The organism is Thiosulfatimonas sediminis (genome assembly GCF_011398355.1).
Lineage (GTDB): Bacteria > Pseudomonadota > Gammaproteobacteria > Thiomicrospirales > Thiomicrospiraceae > Thiomicrorhabdus > Thiomicrorhabdus sediminis_A.
In genome coordinates this window covers 2528788-2545734 of record NZ_AP021889.1, presented here as the reverse complement: position 1 = coordinate 2545734, position 16947 = coordinate 2528788, and the positions used below count along the sequence as shown (strand labels likewise).

General features: G+C 47.3%; 13 protein-coding genes and 1 riboswitch. Of the genes, 10 read left to right on the top strand and 3 right to left on the bottom strand.

The genetic code is table 11. From position 1 onward, the window contains the following. Window positions 1-384: 384 nt before the first annotated feature. The 7 genes from uvrD (at window position 385) to HRR27_RS11920 (ending at window position 7840) form a co-directional block, all read left to right on the top strand. The gene (gene uvrD, locus HRR27_RS11945; RefSeq protein WP_173274065.1) at window positions 385-2628 is read left to right on the top strand and encodes a DNA helicase II; all 2244 of its coding nucleotides are present in this window, start codon (window positions 385-387) and stop codon (window positions 2626-2628) included. A gap of 69 nt (window positions 2629-2697) precedes the next feature. Further along, the gene (locus HRR27_RS11940; RefSeq protein WP_243830843.1) at window positions 2698-3306 is read left to right on the top strand and encodes an ABC transporter ATP-binding protein; all 609 of its coding nucleotides are present in this window, start codon (window positions 2698-2700) and stop codon (window positions 3304-3306) included. A 3-nt stretch (window positions 3307-3309) separates the two neighbouring features. Next, window positions 3310-3636, top strand: coding sequence for an ABC transporter permease (locus HRR27_RS12880; protein ID WP_243830842.1), 327 nt, complete (start codon window positions 3310-3312; stop codon window positions 3634-3636). Continuing rightward, the gene (locus HRR27_RS12875; protein WP_243830841.1) at window positions 3633-3911 is read left to right on the top strand and encodes an ABC transporter permease; all 279 of its coding nucleotides are present in this window, start codon (window positions 3633-3635) and stop codon (window positions 3909-3911) included. Before HRR27_RS12880 ends, HRR27_RS12875 begins: the two co-directional genes overlap by 4 nt. Further along, on the top strand, window positions 3912-5180 hold the full coding sequence (locus tag HRR27_RS11930) for a TlpA disulfide reductase family protein (protein ID WP_173274064.1): 1269 nt from the start codon (window positions 3912-3914) through the stop codon (window positions 5178-5180). A gap of 51 nt (window positions 5181-5231) precedes the next feature. Then, complete coding sequence (locus tag HRR27_RS11925) at window positions 5232-5558, top strand: hypothetical protein (RefSeq protein WP_173274063.1); 327 nt, start codon at window positions 5232-5234, stop codon at window positions 5556-5558. Between the two features lie 77 nt (window positions 5559-5635). Then, complete coding sequence (locus HRR27_RS11920) at window positions 5636-7840, top strand: TonB-dependent receptor (protein WP_243830840.1); 2205 nt, start codon at window positions 5636-5638, stop codon at window positions 7838-7840. Window positions 7841-7906: 66 nt separating this feature from the next. On the opposite strand, the gene HRR27_RS11915 is transcribed toward HRR27_RS11920, so the two are convergent. Continuing rightward, on the bottom strand, window positions 7907-8089 hold the full coding sequence (locus HRR27_RS11915; protein ID WP_173274062.1) for a hypothetical protein: 183 nt from the start codon (window positions 8087-8089) through the stop codon (window positions 7907-7909). Window positions 8090-8280: 191 nt separating this feature from the next. On the opposite strand from HRR27_RS11915, the gene HRR27_RS11910 reads away from it, so the two are divergent. Then, a complete protein-coding gene (locus tag HRR27_RS11910) occupies window positions 8281-9159 on the top strand; it encodes a DnaJ C-terminal domain-containing protein (RefSeq protein ID WP_173274061.1) in 879 nt (292 codons plus the stop codon). 108 nt (window positions 9160-9267) lie between these two features. Here HRR27_RS11910 and HRR27_RS11905 read toward each other — a convergent pair whose 3' ends face one another. Further along, window positions 9268-11937, bottom strand: a complete 2670-nt coding sequence (locus tag HRR27_RS11905; RefSeq protein ID WP_173274060.1) for a methyl-accepting chemotaxis protein — start codon at window positions 11935-11937, stop codon at window positions 9268-9270. Window positions 11938-12165: 228 nt separating this feature from the next. Here HRR27_RS11905 and HRR27_RS11900 point away from each other — a divergent pair, with 228 nt between their 5' ends. After that, window positions 12166-13272 carry a TRAP transporter substrate-binding protein gene (locus HRR27_RS11900; RefSeq protein WP_173274059.1) on the top strand — a complete coding sequence of 369 codons (1107 nt, stop codon included), beginning with the start codon at window positions 12166-12168 and terminating at the stop codon, window positions 13270-13272. Between the two features lie 90 nt (window positions 13273-13362). Here the strand turns inward: HRR27_RS11900 and HRR27_RS11895 are convergent, their stop codons facing one another. Further along, complete coding sequence (locus HRR27_RS11895) at window positions 13363-15363, bottom strand: S8 family serine peptidase (protein ID WP_173274058.1); 2001 nt, start codon at window positions 15361-15363, stop codon at window positions 13363-13365. Between the two features lie 76 nt (window positions 15364-15439). Then, a riboswitch (cyclic di-GMP riboswitch) is annotated at window positions 15440-15519 on the bottom strand. A gap of 299 nt (window positions 15520-15818) precedes the next feature. On the opposite strand from HRR27_RS11895, the gene HRR27_RS11890 reads away from it, so the two are divergent. Continuing rightward, window positions 15819-16808: a 2-hydroxyacid dehydrogenase gene (locus HRR27_RS11890; protein WP_173274057.1), complete on the top strand. Its 990-nt coding sequence runs from the start codon at window positions 15819-15821 to the stop codon at window positions 16806-16808. Window positions 16809-16947 lie beyond the last annotated feature (139 nt).

The window sequence follows — 16947 nt, the reverse complement described above, 5'->3', positions numbered from 1 at the left end:
AATAAACCGTCTTTAAATCATTGAAATTTCGAATCCGTTAATTATTACATTAATTAATTTTAAATTGCAAGATAAATAATTTTAAACAAGGTGTGAAAATCTGCAACGGCGAAAAGTATCTGTTCAGCCCACGAAAAGGGTTTTTATTTGACGGAGGTAGGCGTGGCGGCGTTTTGCTCTGGCCTGAGTTGCATCCTAAAACCTTGCGTTAAGACACCAGACTAACAAGGGCAAAAAAAATCAAATTCGCGTAGGATATGGGCTATTATTTTGAGTTAAGTTGATTTTAGTAACAGATTTAAGGCGGTGCAGAATAAGTCTCGATTGGTTTTAGTGAGGATTTGTTTTGGGTTGCTTAAAAGCGAAGGATGGATAAGGGCGCGGATGGATATTTCACATATTATAGAGGGTTTGAACGAGGCGCAACGCCAAGCGGTGACGCTGGATGAAAATCACGGTTTGATACTCGCCGGCGCCGGCAGTGGTAAAACCCGCGTATTGGTGCATCGCATCGCTTGGCTAACACAAGTGCTGGGGTATTCACCTTATAATGTGTTGGCGGTGACCTTTACCAATAAAGCGGCCAGTGAAATGCGTGGACGCATCGAAAACCTGATTGGGCAACAGGCCAATGGGTTGACTATGGGGACTTTCCACGGCATCGCTTACCGCATTTTACGTCAACATCATCAAGATGTTGGGCTACCTAATAGTTTCCAAATTCTTGACGCGGATGATCAAAAGCGTGTCCTAAAGCGTTTAATGAAATCGTTGGAACTGGATGAAACGCAATGGCCAGTAAAACAGGTCCAGTCGTTTATTAACGGCGAAAAAGAAGAAGGACGTCGTCCGCATCATATCGACGTTGGACATAACCCTTATGTCGCCAAACTGGTGCAAATTTATCAAGCCTATGAAGAGATTTGTCAGCGTGGTGGTCTGGTCGATTTTGCGGAATTATTACTGCGCGCGCATGAGTTGTGGCTAAAAAAACCGCATATTTTGGCGCACTATCAAGCACGTTATCGACATATTCTGGTCGATGAATTTCAAGACACCAATACATTACAGTACGCATGGTTGCGTGTTTTGGCGGGCGCTACCGGCAAATTGTTTGTGGTGGGTGATGACGACCAGTCGATTTACGGCTGGCGTGGCGCGAAGGTGGAGAATATCCGCCAGTTTGATCGGGATTTTGCCAATACTAAGTTGGTTCGTTTGGAGCAGAATTACCGCTCTACCGGCACCATTCTCAAAGCCGCCAATGCCTTAATCGCCAATAATGACTCACGGATGGGCAAACAATTATGGAGTGCTGGTGCCGAAGGTGATCCAATTTTATTGTACGAAGCCTTTAATGAATTTGACGAGGCCCGTTATGTTACTGCGCAGATTGAAAAATGGCTTGAGTTTGGCGGCAAGCGCGATGACATTGCGATACTTTACCGTTCGAATGCGCAGTCGCGGATGATGGAACAGGCGCTGATGCAAGCGCAAATTCCCTATCGCGTGTACGGCGGATTACGTTTCTATGACCGTGCGGAAATTAAAGATGTCTTGGCTTATCTGCGTTTGGTGGTCAATCGTGATGATGATGCGGCCTTTGAGCGTGTTTATAACCATCCGCCGCGTGGTATTGGTCAAAAAACCGCCGATGCGATTCGTCAAGTGGCGCGGGATCAGCAAATTTCATTATGGCAAGCGACGCAGGCGTTGCTTGAACACTCTTTGAAAGCGCGAGCGAAGACCTCTGTGCAAGGGTTTGTTGAACTCATCGAGCAGCTTGGCGTGGTGTTATTTGAACAAGACTTAGAGCAGCAGTTCATTAAAACCATTGCTCTATCCGGTTTACAAACGCATTTTGAAAAAGATAACTCTGAACAAGGACAAGGTCGTTTAGAGAACTTGGATGAATTAATCAGCGCCGCTGCGCAATTTGACAATCGCGCCAAGCAGCAACAGGCTAGCGCTATCAATTCCGAGCAAGCGGTGATGATGGCGGATGATGATGCGGCACAGTATGACGGCACCATCAATTTAGCGCAACCGGAAGAAAATACCTTGGAGGCTTTTTTGGCACAGTCGGCTTTAGAAGCGGGTGAGCAGCAAGCGGATGCGTGGGAATCTTGCGTGCAGCTGATGACATTGCACTCGGCGAAAGGTTTGGAGTTTCCATTGGTCTTTATGGTTGGGGTTGAAGAAGGCTTGTTCCCATCGCAACAATCGCAGGAAGATGCATCGCGCTTAGAAGAAGAACGCCGTTTGGCTTATGTTGGTATTACCCGAGCCGAAAAGCAGTTGATTATTACTCATGCACAACGTCGTCGTTTGCATGGCACGGAATTTTTCCCGATGATGTCGCGTTTTATTAAAGAGATTCCGCCAGAATGTTTGCATGAAGTACGTTTAAGCGGCAAGGTGCAACCGAGTCAACAAATGAACAGTGCCAGTCGGGTGAATGAAACCGGTTATACGGTTGGCGATCGCGTTAGTCATGCTAAGTTTGGTGATGGCATTGTGCTGAACTATGAAGGCAGTGGCGAACACGCGCGGATTCAAGTGAACTTTAGTGAGTTTGGCTCCAAATGGTTGGTGATGGCTTACGCCCGTTTAGAGAGAAGAACCTAAGCAGACGCAAAATAAATCGCCATTGATTTCAACCGATCAGTCAGCGATATGGAGGTTTGACGCCTAACGATGGACAGTTTTTTCACGATTTCTGATTTACATACACCGGGTATGCGCAAACCCGTGTCTTGGCAAATTGATGCGGGTCAGCTCTGGTTGCTGTTTGGTCCGTCCGGCAGCGGTAAGTCGCGTTTGCTTAAAGCGATCGCGGATTTAATCGACCACCATGGGACAGCGATTTTACAGCAGCAGGATTGCGCCAAAATGGGAGCGCCGCAATGGCGTCGGCAAGTGATGTATTTCCCAGCTGAAACCGCTTGGTGGCTAGATACCGTTGTCGAGCATTTCGAGCAGACACCGAGCGCGCAAGACTTGGCTCAAATAGGCTTGCCGCAGAGTATTTTGCACGCGCAGATTGATCAATTATCGAGCGGTGAAAAGCAACGTTTAGCCTTATTGCGCGGTCTGCAATTTAAGCCCAAGATACTGTTGTTGGATGAGACCAGTGCGAATTTGGATCCCGTCAGTACCTTGCAAGTAGAGCAGTTGGTTCAGGCCTATTTGCAGCAACAGCAAGCCGCGGCCATCTGGATCAGTCACGATATTGCTCAACGTGAACGTCTTGCCTGCCCAACTTATTGTTGCTCGATCGAGGCACTTTATACGCTGGAGGCTTAAGCGATGCAGACGGAAATGATTTTAATCAGCTATTGGGATTTGGCCATTTTGTCGCTCTTGGTCATGCTGATGGGGATAGTCTTGTGGTTGCACGGTTTTAGCCATGTCGGACAGTATTATTGGGCAAACATTCGTACCGTGGCACAGTTGTCTTTGATGGGGGTTTGGCTGAGTTGGGTATTTAACGCCGATAACCCGCTGTGGGTGGCTCTGGTCGGCTTGATTATGCTGCTCGCCGCCGGTTACGAAATTGCCAAGCGCCAGCAATACCGGTTTGCTCGATACCGCAGTGTCCTATCGCCTTGGGATACAGCGCCAAAGAGTCGATGAGGTTTATTAAACAACAGAGCTTGCACGCGGCGATGATTCCGGTGATTAATATGCTGGTTGCTGCTGGAATTATCTCTTTGCCGGGGATGATGACGGGTCAAATTCTGGCCGGTGCTGACCCGGTTGAAGCGGTTAAATACCAAATTATGATTATGCTATTGATTGCAACATCAACCGCTGCAGGGACGATGATAGCCGTTGAAATGGCGGCACGACGATTGTTTGATGCGCGTCAGAGATTACAGCTAGATGGATTGATTAAGGCAAAGAAATAGATGAAAAAAAGCATTCATTGGTTGGTTTTGTGTTGTCTGTGGTTGGTCAATCAGAGCGTTTGGGCGCAAGCGGTGGAATGGCAGCAATCGGTTTTTGCGATTGGCGAAGTCGAAATTCCGCTGCATCGAGCGCAGCCTATGAGCGAAGTGCGTGCCCAAATTCTATGGGTGCCGTCTGAATATGGCTTACTTGAAGAAGAGCGTAAATTAGCGCACCAATTGGCGCAAAAGGGTATTGCAGTCACCTTAATCAATCCTTATGAGCCTTTATTTTTAGCGCCTACGCCGAGTGCCTTTGAGCAAATTCCTGTTGATTGGATTGGTGCTTTAATCGCGGATATGCAACACCTGGATTTACCGCTTTGGTTAGTTGCGCCGAATAAAGCGGGTGTTTTAGCATTAAAGGCACTTGAGAACAGACAGTTAGACACAGCAACGCGTTTTATCGGTTTATTATTGCTTAACCCCAATTTGTATTTGAATACCCCTGAGCCGGGTAAGCCAGCCGAATTTTGGCCACAAGTGACGAATGCGAATCTACCCATATCGGTGGTGCAGGGCGAATTAACCTCGCTGCGTTGGCGTTTGCCGGAATTACAGCAGGGCTTGGCACAACAGGGAAGCGATGTGTTTATCCAATTATTGCCGGCAGTGCGCGATCGTTTTTATTTTCGGCCGGATGCCGTGACTCTGGAAAAACAGATGGCGGAAGGCTTAAGCGCTCGTTTGCTGGAAGCGATGCGTTGGCAGCTTCCCTATCTGGCACAAGCTCGTCAATTGCGGCAGGCAAGTGTGGTGGCGCAGCCAAAAGCGCAGCGTTCGTTGCAGTTGCAAGCCTATCAAGGTAAGCAAAATTTGCCGCTGGCGCTACAAACCTTAACTGGGGAGCGCATCGACTTGGAGGCTCAGTTGGGTAAAGTCGTGCTGTTGAATTTCTGGGCCAGTTGGTGTCCGCCGTGTGTACATGAAATGCCGTCGATGGCGATGCTTAAACAAAGTTTGCAAGGAAAACCATTTGAGATTTTGGCGGTTAATCTTGGCGAATCGCCACAAGCGATTGCTGAATTTGCCAAGCAACATCCGCTTAATTTTCCGATTCTGCTGGACCCGCATGGAGAAGCGGTCAAGGATTGGCAGGTTTTTGCTTATCCGAGTAGTTATCTCATCGATGCGCATGGTCAAGTTCGTTATGCCTTATTTGGCGCGACGGATTGGATGGCTGAGCATCATTTAAAGCGGATTGAACAACTGCTCGATGCGGTTCAATAATTGGTTATAATTGCCGCGATGATGAATGTTCAGAACCCTATACGCTTATTAATGCTTAACCAGGCGCCGGGTAATCCGTGGCGGCAGGTTGGGCATATTCGTCTGCGTTACGCCACTTGGTTAGTCGCTTTAGCGTTGTTTTTAGCGGCGCAGACGATTGCCTTACTGCACGCTGAAATTCATCCATTTCATGAACATACTCAGTTATGTGATGTGCTTGAAAAAGCCGCTGATCCACGAGTGGATTCGCCTTCCTTTACTGTTGCGCTATCCAAGTTTTCAATGCCGGTCGATGTTCAGCCGGTTTATCGTTTCGTTCCACCTTTAGCGGTTTATGCCGCCTTCCAAAGTCGCGCTCCGCCGTCTATTTCTGTTTAAAACCGTTTTAAAGCCTTTTAGAAATTTTTTTTGTGATGCTGCGGTATCGCGAAAAGCTTAACCTGTGGAAAACAGAAATGATGCGATTAAATAAATTAACGCTGGCACTGACCGTAGCCTGCGGTGCTCCGCTGTCGGTGGCTTATGCCCAAGAAACAACCGTTTTAGAAAAAATCACTGTGTCGGCCTCGCCGATTCATCAACACGAAGTCTTTGACGTGCCATCGCAAGTGGACAGTGTTAGTGGTCAAGCCAAAGCGCAGCTAGAAAGTGGCTCGCTCGGGGAGATGCTGGCGAATATGCCGGGGGTGAATAATTTATCGGCAGGAGCACAGTCCGGTAAACCGGTGATTCGAGGAATGACCGGCGAGCGCGTTAAGGTGCTGTCGAATGGAGCAAGTACGGATTATCAAGCTTACGGCACGCGTCACTTGCCGAACATTGATCCGTATTTGGCAGAGCGTATTGAAGTGATTCGTGGGCCGCAAAGTGTTCTTTATGGTTCTGAGGCTTTGGGCGGTGTGGTCAATGTTCTAGCGCCACAAATGCCTTTTTCGCAAGCGGCGCAAGGCGAAGCGGATATCGAGTACAACAGTAATAATAACGAAACCCATTTGGGCGTGAAAATGGGGTCTGGCAGTGATAAGTTTGCGCTAACCGTTGGCGCCTCGATGCGTAAGGGCGATAACTACCGCGTGCCATTTGCCGCTACGGCGGTAAATCCCGTGCCTAATCCAGGGGGAAGTCCTGCGCCAGACAGCCGCCCGCTGTTTATCGGTGAAGTGCCGTTTACCAATTTTCAAACGCGTGCGGCGAATATCGGTTTAGGTTATCGCGAAGACTGGGGGCAAGTGACCTTGCGTCATTCTGTTTGGCGATCTAAGCAAAACTATTTGGGCGTTGAATCAGAAGATGGTGGTGAATTTGAGCCTTTAGCGGCAGGTCAGATTTTGGAAAACCAAGAGACGCAACTGGCGGCTGAAGTGTTTGCTGACGACTGGGTTATCAAACCGAGCTGGGTCTATACCGTGAATGACCGCGAGGCATCGCATGATTTACCGTATGAGAGCATGGCCGAGGACAAAGGTACTGATCATTATCTGGATTTGCAAGTGGTCCGTCATGACTGGAAATTGGCCGCTGAACACCCGAATATCGGTGATTTCGAGGGCGAGATTGGGGTTGAAGTGACGCGTAAAGAACAGCGTTTGTTGAGCGGGCATTTAACCCCTAGCGCCGATGTTGATAAACAGGCGGTTTATCTGTTTGAAGAAGCGGATTATGAGCGTTGGTTAGTGCAGTTTGGCGCGCGTTACGATTGGCATAAAGTGGCTGCGCCATTGGATGGCAACAATGAACATTTTGTTGAAGCCGGGGTGTTTGACGGGACGAACAATACGCGTGATTTTGCCGTTTGGTCGGGTTCGCTTGGGGCGACGTATCGTTTAACCGAAGAATGGAGTTTGGCTGGTAATGTCGCACGCGGTTTCCGTGCGCCAAGTATTTTTGAGTTGTATGCGGGCGGTGAGCATGGCGGCGTTCAGGCTTATCAAATCGGTAATCCAGATTTGCAGGCGGAAATAGCATTGAATACCGATCTGTCCTTACGTTGGGATAATGGAACCACGCAAATGGTGCTGACGGCCTATCAAAATAGGGTGGACAACTACATTTATTTGGCGAATACGGGGAACTACCGCTGTAGTGAAGCGGGTCAAGAAAGTGGTGCTTGTACTGAAAATACGGTCAGTAGCGAACCTGGTGCGGGCTTAATTCCAGAAATGCAGGCTGAACAGACGGATGCGTTAATTCGCGGTGTGGAATTTAATCTTGAGCATCGTTGGAATCGCCGATTCCAATCGGCGTTGGCTGTGGAGTGGATTCAAGGTCGTGACCAAAATCAAGCACGTGACTTACCTTTGATTCCGGCCAATAATCTGTTTGTCAAAAACAGTTTTTATGCAGCGGATTGGCAGGCATTAAAACAGCAGCAATGGACGCTGGAAACCAAATTGGTCGCCAGTAAGGATTCAGCGGGTGCTTATGAACCGTTTTCGCAGTTTGATGGTATGACCATCGGCACGGCGTCAACTAAGGGCTATGCTTTGTGGAATCTGCGTTATAGCGCGCAAATCGCTACCCAAGGTAAAGAAAAGGTGCAGTTGAATTTTGCGGTGGAGAATCTGTTTGACCGCGCTTATGTGGATTTCTTGGATACCTATAAAGGTTATACCTTGGCACAAGGGCGTAATTTGAAACTCAATCTGCGGGTTGATTTTTAAAAAACGGAAGGCTTTGTGATGAAAACCGCTAATCTTTGAGTTTAGCGGTTTTTTTGTTTGGGCCAGTCAAGTACTGGTCAAAATCTGCCGCACATTCTGGTCGGTGATGATTTGATACTCAATAAAATTACTGTCTTTTTGGCGCAACAGTGCATCGCCGATTGCTTGCAGGTAGGCGCGATTTGCATGCGCTGCCTTAAATAGCAGTTTGTGTTTGCCATGTACGATTAAAATAAAGGGGTTCTTCATGCGCTCATTTAATTAAGGGGTTATTTGGTGACTAGTTTAACAAGATTGGCGAATCGCTTAATGACGTTAAAGTGACATGGTGGCAAATAAAAGTGCCATTCTAAGGATTTATCGGCGTGTTGTTCTTGAAAAGCAAGCAGTGCGCCTATATAACTGCCACAGAAAACGAATTTAGTAAGGATTTCATCTGCATGAGTAAAGATTATTATCAAATACTTGGCGTTTCGCGCGCGGCGAGCGATGCGGAAATTAAAAAAGCCTATCGTAAACTGGCCGCTCAGCATCATCCGGATAAAAAGACCGGTAATGAAGCCAAATTTAAGGAGATTTCCGAAGCTTATGAAACTTTAAGCGATGCGGAAAAGCGCAGTATGTATGATCAGTTTGGTTCTGACTATCAAAACACGGGTAGAGGTGGTTTTGGTGGTGCAGACTTTGGTGATATTTTCGGCGATATGTTTGGTGGTGGCGGTTTTGGTGGGCCTCGTCAAGCGCGACCACGCAAGGGTGAAGATCAGCACATTAAAGTGATGTTGACTTTGGAAGAAGCCATTAGCGGTGCAGAGCGTACCATTAATGTTGAAGTTGGCAACAAAGATTCGCGCAGCTATGCCTATGACACCAAGCCGATTAAGGTACGCATCCCTGCTGGCGTTCTGCAAGACCAGAAAATTCGCGTTAAAGAGAAAGGGTATCAAGGCAGTAATGGCGGGGCAAACGGCGATGTGATTATTGAAATCAATTTGCAAAAGCACCCTGATTTTCGGGTAGAGGGCAATGATGTGTATATTGATTTGCCGATTACCCCTTGGGAAGCGGCCTTAGGTGCGAAAGTGGATATCCCAACGCTGCAAGGTGCGGTGCGGATGTCGATCGCTGCCGGTACTCAATCAGGTTCCAAAATGCGTATCAAAGGGCGTGGTTTAGGCAAAGAGCCGGGTAATCAGTATGTGGTGGTGCAAATTTATACACCGCCTGCTGAAACGCCTCAACAGCGAGCGCTGTATGAACAGATGGCCGAACTTATGGCCGATTATAATCCGCGTCAAAAAGCCGTTATGGTTGATTAAAGCGGATTGATTTAGCGAGTTTGATTCGGTTCCGTCCAAAACACAAAGCCAGCGTAAATGCTGGCTTTGTGCGTTTTATAAGCACTTTTTATGAATCACTATGAAGCGCTATTTCACTTTGAAATCGGCCACGGTTGCCGCCAAGTCTGCCGCTTGTTGATCAACATCCGCGGCGTGGTCGCTGAGTAGGGTGACCAGTTGTGCGTTATTGTTGGTTGTTGAGTCCATGTTGCGAATGACATGATTGACTTGGTGAATGCCATCGCTCTGTTCAGCGGTGGCGCGACTAATTTGTGCCACAACGTCATTTACCGATTCAATCGCTTGGTTGATCTCTTGCAGTGACGCATTTGATTGGTTAACCAATTTGGTGCCGCCGTGGATATGCTCCACCGTATTGTTGATGAGCTGTTTAATTTGATTCGCTGCATCCGCCGAACGTCCGGCAAGATTTCTTACTTCGCCCGCCACCACGGCAAAACCGCGCCCAGCTTCACCGGCGCGAGCGGCTTCCACAGCGGCATTCAATGCAAGTAAGTTCGTTTGAAAGGCAACACTGTCGATAAGGCTGATGATTTCCCGAATTTCAGTGCTGGCGGCTTCTATATCACTCATTGCGGTCATCGTTTGTTGCATGATTTCAACGCCTTGCGCGGTTTTTTGTTTGGCATTTTCGGCCAATTGCGAGGCGCTCTGCGCACTTTGCGAATTACTTTGTACCGAGTGGGTCATCTGTGCGATTGATTCGGCGGTTTGCACTAAGGATTCGCGCTGTTCTTCGGTGCGTTGCTTGAGGTCATGGCTACCGGCAGAAATTTCATTAGCGCCATGCGACACCGTGTTGGAGGCTTGGCGGATAGTTTGTACCATGTTTGCCAGATGGTGCATTGAGCTGTTCAACGCGTCTTGCAGTTCTTGTAGTTCACCGGCGTAGCGCCCATTAATCATTTGCGTTAAGTCGCCGTGCGCCATCGCTTGTGCTGCCTGAGTGATTTCGTCAATCGCATTTTGAATCTCTTCCAAGGATTGATTCACCGAGGTTTTGAGTTGCACCATGTCGCCTTTTAACTGCCCTGTGACGCGGTGAGAGAAAACCCCTTTGGCGGCAAACTCCATTGCTTCACTAATAGTGTGGATCGCGATGTCCATCTGCTGCATGGCTTGGTCAACTTGTTGTTTCAGTTCGCCTTGTACGCGCTCGTCTAAGCGCACTGAAAAATCACCATCGGCAATGCCGAGCATGACTTTAGACAGTGCTTGCATTGTTTGTTCTACGCTTTGTGCAGAGCCGTTAATGTCCTCTTTGAGGTGCTGTAGATCGCCTTGTAAATTGCTGGTTACGCGTAGCTGGAAATGGCCCTCTCGCATGGCGTGCATCACTTGGCGAATCTCTTTGAATGCATGGTCCAAACTAAGCAGTAATTGGTTAAAAGCGTGTGCGGCTTCGGCAATTTCATCTTTGCCTTGGACGGGATGCCTAAGGCTGAAATCGCTACTTTGCTGTACTTTTTTCATACTCTCGACCAGCTGATGAATTGGGCGAGAGATGCTTCTGGCGACCAAAATGGCGCTGCTGCTAATTAAGATTAGACCGATGGCCAGCATCCATAAACTGAGTTGTTGTAAAGCACTAGAACTTTCAAAGGCTTCTTCGGTCGACATTTCGGCAATCAATACCCAGTCAGTGTCTTCAATTTTAACCGGAGTGAATGCACTGAGCATGTGCGCATTTTTAAAACTGGTGCCGGCTTGAATGCCATGTTGATTTTGCAGTGCGAGCGCATAAGCATGGTGTTCTGGTGCCATGTTGCTTGTTGGGTCAAATGAGTGCAGCACTGAATGTTCTGGGTCGCGACTTGAGTCGGTACGCATCAGACCGTCGGCTCCGATAATAAATGTGTCGCTGCTGGCACTCATGCCGGAGCGGTCGCTCATGATTGCGTTGAGTTGTTGGTAGTTAAACTCGACGACCAAAAGTCCGATGGCTTTTTGCTCAAATACCACTGGAACGACCATAAATGCGACCGGTGCATCACCTGAGGCGAGCGAGTGGCTAAAGTCAATAAACCCAGTCTGTTCGGCTTGGAGAGTCTGCCCTTTACGCCATGCTTTTGCTAAGCCACTATGTTGCCAAGCTAAATCTTGAAGATTGGCGCCAAAGTCGAATTTTTTATTGACCGAATAGAGCACTCGTCCAGAATCTTGGTCGAGCAGGTAGAGGTCGGAAAAATGGGCGTTGTGAATGAATTTGTGGACGACCGGTTGCATTGACGCATGAATCGCATGATAGGCAGACGCGCTGCGCCCTTTGTTTAACTGCCAGCGATTTTCGGGCTTATTTGGGTTATCCAAAATATAGTCTTGCTGCATCAGTAAAGCGGTGTTGTCGAGCGATTGTATATAACCCTGCAGCTCAGCAGTTTGATTGTGGTTGTTTAGTTCGGTTTGTAGTTTGGCTATTAATTGTTGGCGTAACGTTTGGCGTTGCGCATCGCTTAAATTGGCGGCAAGCGCTTGGTAGGTTTTGAGTTGATTAGGAAGATAAAACATCGCCTGCAAGATGACCTGGGTGTCAGCAAGCGTCATGACTTCGCGCCGTACACTTTCGAAGTAACGCTCGATGGAGGCTTTTTTGTTGTCGCGAATTGAGGCGAGTTGTTGTTCGGCTAGGGTTTTTAGGCCATGGTCTGCCTGCTGGGTTGCGATTGCGGCAAAGATGAGCAGCGGAATTAAGCCAATTAAGAGAAAGCTAATCGTTAATTTTGGCAGAAGTCGCATCTTTGAATACCCTAGGTTTGATTGAAAATTCATAATTAGGTTGTGGCATCGTAATCTTGTGCCACACTAAGCCGCGCTAGGTCTTAACACTTGTTTTCTGTAGGGATTAATTATAGTGAGCCGTTTTTGTGCTTGCATTAAGGGCGCAAGGCTATCGTTAAAAAAATTAATCATGCTTAGTTTTTTGCTTAAAATGGGGTGGCTAATTTTTAAGATAAGGTAATTACCATGAAACGCAGAGAGTTTTTAGGGGCGCTTGCTGGTGCATCTGCAGCAACGGCGTTGACCGCGTGTGGGTCGAATGAGGACAATGCGGTAGCGGCCGCGAGTATGCAGCCACAGCAAATTTATAAGTGGAAAATGGTCACTACATGGCCCAAGAATTTTCCAGGCTTAGGGACTGGTGCGAACAATATTGCCAAACTGATTACTGAAATGTCTGGCGGGCGAATTGAGGTTAAGGTTTATGGAGCCGGTGAATTAGTTGGCGCTTTTGAGGTATTTGATGCGGTGTCGCAAGGTAATGCGCAGTTGGGACACGCGGGCGCTTACTATTGGACCGGTAAAATTCCGGCGGCGGCGTTTTTTTCATCCGTGCCGTTTGGTTTGACTGCGCAAGAAATGAATGCTTGGCTTTATTACGGCGGCGGCATGGAATTATGGGAAGAGGCTTATAAACCGTTTGGCTTGATTCCCAATCCGGGTGGGAACTCTGGTACTCAGATGGGCGGTTGGTTTAATAAAGAGATTCAATCTGTTGCCGATTTGAAAGGATTGAAAATGCGCATTCCGGGATTGGGCGGCGAAGTTTTAAAGCGCGCTGGCGGAATTCCAGTCACTATGCCTGGCGGCGAGCTTTTCCCCGCATTGCAATCCGGTGCTTTGGATGCGACCGAATGGGTTGGTCCTTATAATGATTTAGCGTTTGGTTTTTATAAAGCAGCGAAATATTATTACACGCCAGGTTGGCATGAGCCGGGTACGACCATGGAATGTATGATTAACGAGAAAGCGTTTAACGAGTTGCCGGCGGACTTGCAAAGCATTGTGCGCAATGCCATTAAGGTGGCGAATGCCGATATGTTAGCCGAATATACCGCGCGTAATCAGCAGGCGTTGCATAGTTTAATCAACAAGCATAATGTGCAGTTGCGACATTTCCCGGACGATGTATTGAAAGCATTGAAGACACTTGCGGAAGAAGTGGTGGAAGAAAGCGCGAAAGCAGATGCTTTGTCAGCTAAGGTTTGGCGCTCGCAGAAAGTTTTTAAAGAGCAGGTGATGCAATGGACGAATGTTTCTGAATTTGCTTATCTCAAAGCACGTAATCTTTAACCTATTTGTCCCTTTAACGTTAAAAGCCCCGACAAGAAACCATCTTGTTGGGGCTTTTTTTATCCTCTTAAAAAAGAGATTGCTTAAGTGTTAACGTACGTTTGCGGATACCGCATTGGACTGTTCGGACAGGTTATTCCCTTGAAAGGCCTGTACTTGGTACAAATAATTGCCATTTTCAGGGTAGTCGTTATAGCGAGTGGTGTTTGCATCTAAAGTCGTGGTCTGCAAGAGTTCGCCTGAGCTGGCATCATAGCGGTGAAGGTAAAATCCGTCTTCGTTCTTGCTGTTATCGCGCCAGCTTAGGCTGACACGTGAACGACGAACTGACGCGCGTAAGCTTGATGGCGCGCTGATGTTAATAGTTTCTTCACCTTGAACACGAATCAGTACCGATGTATTGCTCTGAGCGCCAGCATTATCGGTCACGGTTAAAATCGCAGTAAACTCGCCTACGCCGGTGTATGTGTGGCTAGTACTGCTCCCAGTGTCAGAGTTACCGTCACCAAAGTTCCAAGCATAGTCGATGATTTCACCATCATTATCAAAGCTATTTTGCGCGTTGAAGTTCACTGTCAAAGGCACGCTGCCGCTTTGACTATCGACCGAGATTTCCGCTACCGGCGCTTCATTGGTGACTTGCACCATAATACTGCTGCTGTCGCTTAAACCATCGTTATCGGTAACGGTCAGAGTGACTTGATAGACGCCAGCTGCATCATAGGTATGGTTGAAATGATCAAGGCTCGATGTGGTGCCATCGCCAAGAGACCATTGGTAGCTGACAATCATCCCATCGCTATCCAGTGAATTTCTGGCATCAAACGCGAAGGCATTGCCAAATGGCAAGCTGGTCTGATTAGCGGTAATTTTCGCTTCTGGCGGAGAGACATGACCAATATTTGCCGCGTAGTTGACTGCTGCTGCGGCATTGACTAAGCCATGTCCAAAGACATTGTCTTCACCTTCATCACCAATATCGGTAGCGGTCGAAAATAGGCCTTGTTCGATTTGTTCTGGGGTTATCGTTGGATTCGCGGCCACCATCAAAGCGGCGACACCGGCAGTCAATGGGGCAGAAAAAGAGGTGCCGCTGTAGTTTACATATCTGTTGTTTGGGTAGGTGGTAAGAATGCTGACGCCTGGAGCGGTGACGTCCACATAATTGCCCCAGCTGGAGAAGCTGGCGCGATTGTTATTTTGGTCAGTGGCACCGACACCGACAAAACTGGTGAAGTCGGGATAGTCGGCGAACTCTTGTCCATCATTCCCTGCTGACATGAATAATAAGCCATTGCGATCGCGTAAATATTGTGCGGCAGCATTAATAGTTTCGTATTGAATCCCGCCATAGCTTAAATTGACGATTCGTGCGCCTTGATCAGCCGCATACTCAATGCAGTTTGCCATGGTCGAAATATAAGCGGAACTGTTATTGTCGCTGATAGCGATGCGTATCGGAATGATATCCACATCCCAATTGATCCCAGCAACACCGGTTGAGTTATTGCCAACCGCACCCAGCGTTCCGGCGGTTCCGGTTCCGTGGCCATTGGCATCAAAAATGTAATTAGAACCATCTTGTGCGTTGTAGGCTAAATCTGTACGTAAATTGCCAGCTAAATCGGGATGATTAACATCAAAACCGGTATCGCAAACTCCGACTAACACATTATGGTTTCCCGTTGTTGTTTCCCATGCTTGTGGACTATTTACTGTTTGGTGGTGCCACTGATTGGCGTAATTTGAGTCATTAGGTTGCAGTGTCGGCGCTATCGCATAATCGGGTTCGGCAAATTCCACATAGCCACTGTGTTTGAGGAGATTGGCAATGGCGATTTCTCGTCCTGTATGTGCAAAGGTGGCGATGGTAATACCGGTTCCCTCCAGCGTCCGCTCAGTCACTAAGCCTTGACTATGCAGCAATGCGTTAAAGGCTTTCAAATGGTTCGGAGCTTGTCCTTCCAGTACTTTAAACAGCACGGTTGCAGGACGAATTTCTGTCGCATTGACTTGACTCGCGAACAGGGTTGCTAGCGCGAATGAGAGGCTTGAAAGTAGCGGAAAAGGACGCTGTTTTGGTGTTGGCATGTGGATCTCCTTGCCTGAAAGGTCTTAAGTGCGGAGAAGTTTTAGAGGAAAAAAGTCAATAGGATTATATTGGCTTTCGTGCAACCTGGCGGCCTCAGAGTGGAGAGGTCCATGGCTTTCCGTCCTTGCTTCACAACAAGTTTGGCAAATAAAAAACAAATAATTAAAAAGTTACAGAAAAGGTCTAGGTGGTTTCAGGGTTGGTAAACTTGGCAACGCTTCACTGAAACGAATGGGGACTCGTTCTGCTTCACCCTAAAGTTATATAGGATTTCTATTGGCTTGATAAGAGTATAGTATTTTTAAATCAAAGGTAAGTAAAATGTCGTATTATGCTTTTTTGCGCGAGATTAAATTTTACGAAACTCTCAGTAGGTAACCTGCTTAATCGTTTGAAGATTCGCTACACTGCAACAAACCTTGTCTAATTATTGATTTCATTTTTGGAGTGCGCCATGAAAGTTGTTTCTTTTAGTTGCAAAATCTATGATCGTCAACAGTTGTGCCGCAGCTTTCCCCCGTCATGGGATTCGCAGACAGTAGAGCCCATTTTAGATAAGCATACGGTCGTCTATGCAAAAGATGCCGATGTGGTGAGTGCTTTCGTTAACGATCAATTGAATGCTGAAATTTTGCAAATTCTCGCTGGCTATGGCGTAAAAATGGTTGCGCTACGTTGCGCGGGTTTTAATCATGTGGACTTAGCCGCGGCTCATCGTCTGGGGATTAAGATTACACGTGTGCCAGCCTATTCACCTTATGCGGTTGCCGAGCATACGATTGGTTTGATGCTGGCTTTAAATCGAAAACTTTATAAAGCCTATAATCGCGTTCGTGAAGGTAATTTTGCGCTCAATGGGATGCTTGGTTTTGATTTTTATGGCAAAACCGTCGGGGTGATTGGTGCCGGTAAGATTGGTCGTTTGGTGGGCGAGCGGATGAAAGCGTTTGGCTGCCAAGTTTTAGTGTATGACCCTTATGAATGCAGTGCTTGCGAAGCCTTAGGTTTAGAGCAAGTGCCGCTTGCAACGCTCTATCAACGCTGCGATGTCATCACCTTACACTGTCCTTTGACTGCAGAGACCAATCATTTGATCAATGCCGATTCGATTGCCAAAATGAAGAAAGGCGTGATGCTAATTAACACGGGGCGTGGTGCTTTAATGGAGCCGGAATCTTTGGTCGCGGGATTAAAGTCAGCGCAGATTGGTTATCTCGGTATGGATGTTTACGAAAAAGAAGGCGCGCTGTTTTTTGAAGACCATTCATGTGAAATTATTCAAGACGATGTTTTTGAACGGTTGTTGAGCTTTCCAAATGTGCTGGTGACTGGTCATCAGGCTTATTTTACCCAAGAGGCAATCACTCATATTGCGGAAACAACGCGCGATAATATTCAAATGTTCATGGATGGTGAGCTTCTGTTGAATGAGGTTACGGCTTAGAGAGGGTCATTCGTTGGTAAAGAAACTATAGATAAAATTCTTTATAGAATAAGTATTTTTATTATGCTTAAAAATACTTAGTTATTTAATTGTGTCTTGTGTTAGAATTTTTCAGGTAAGTAAAATTTACACTAGCATT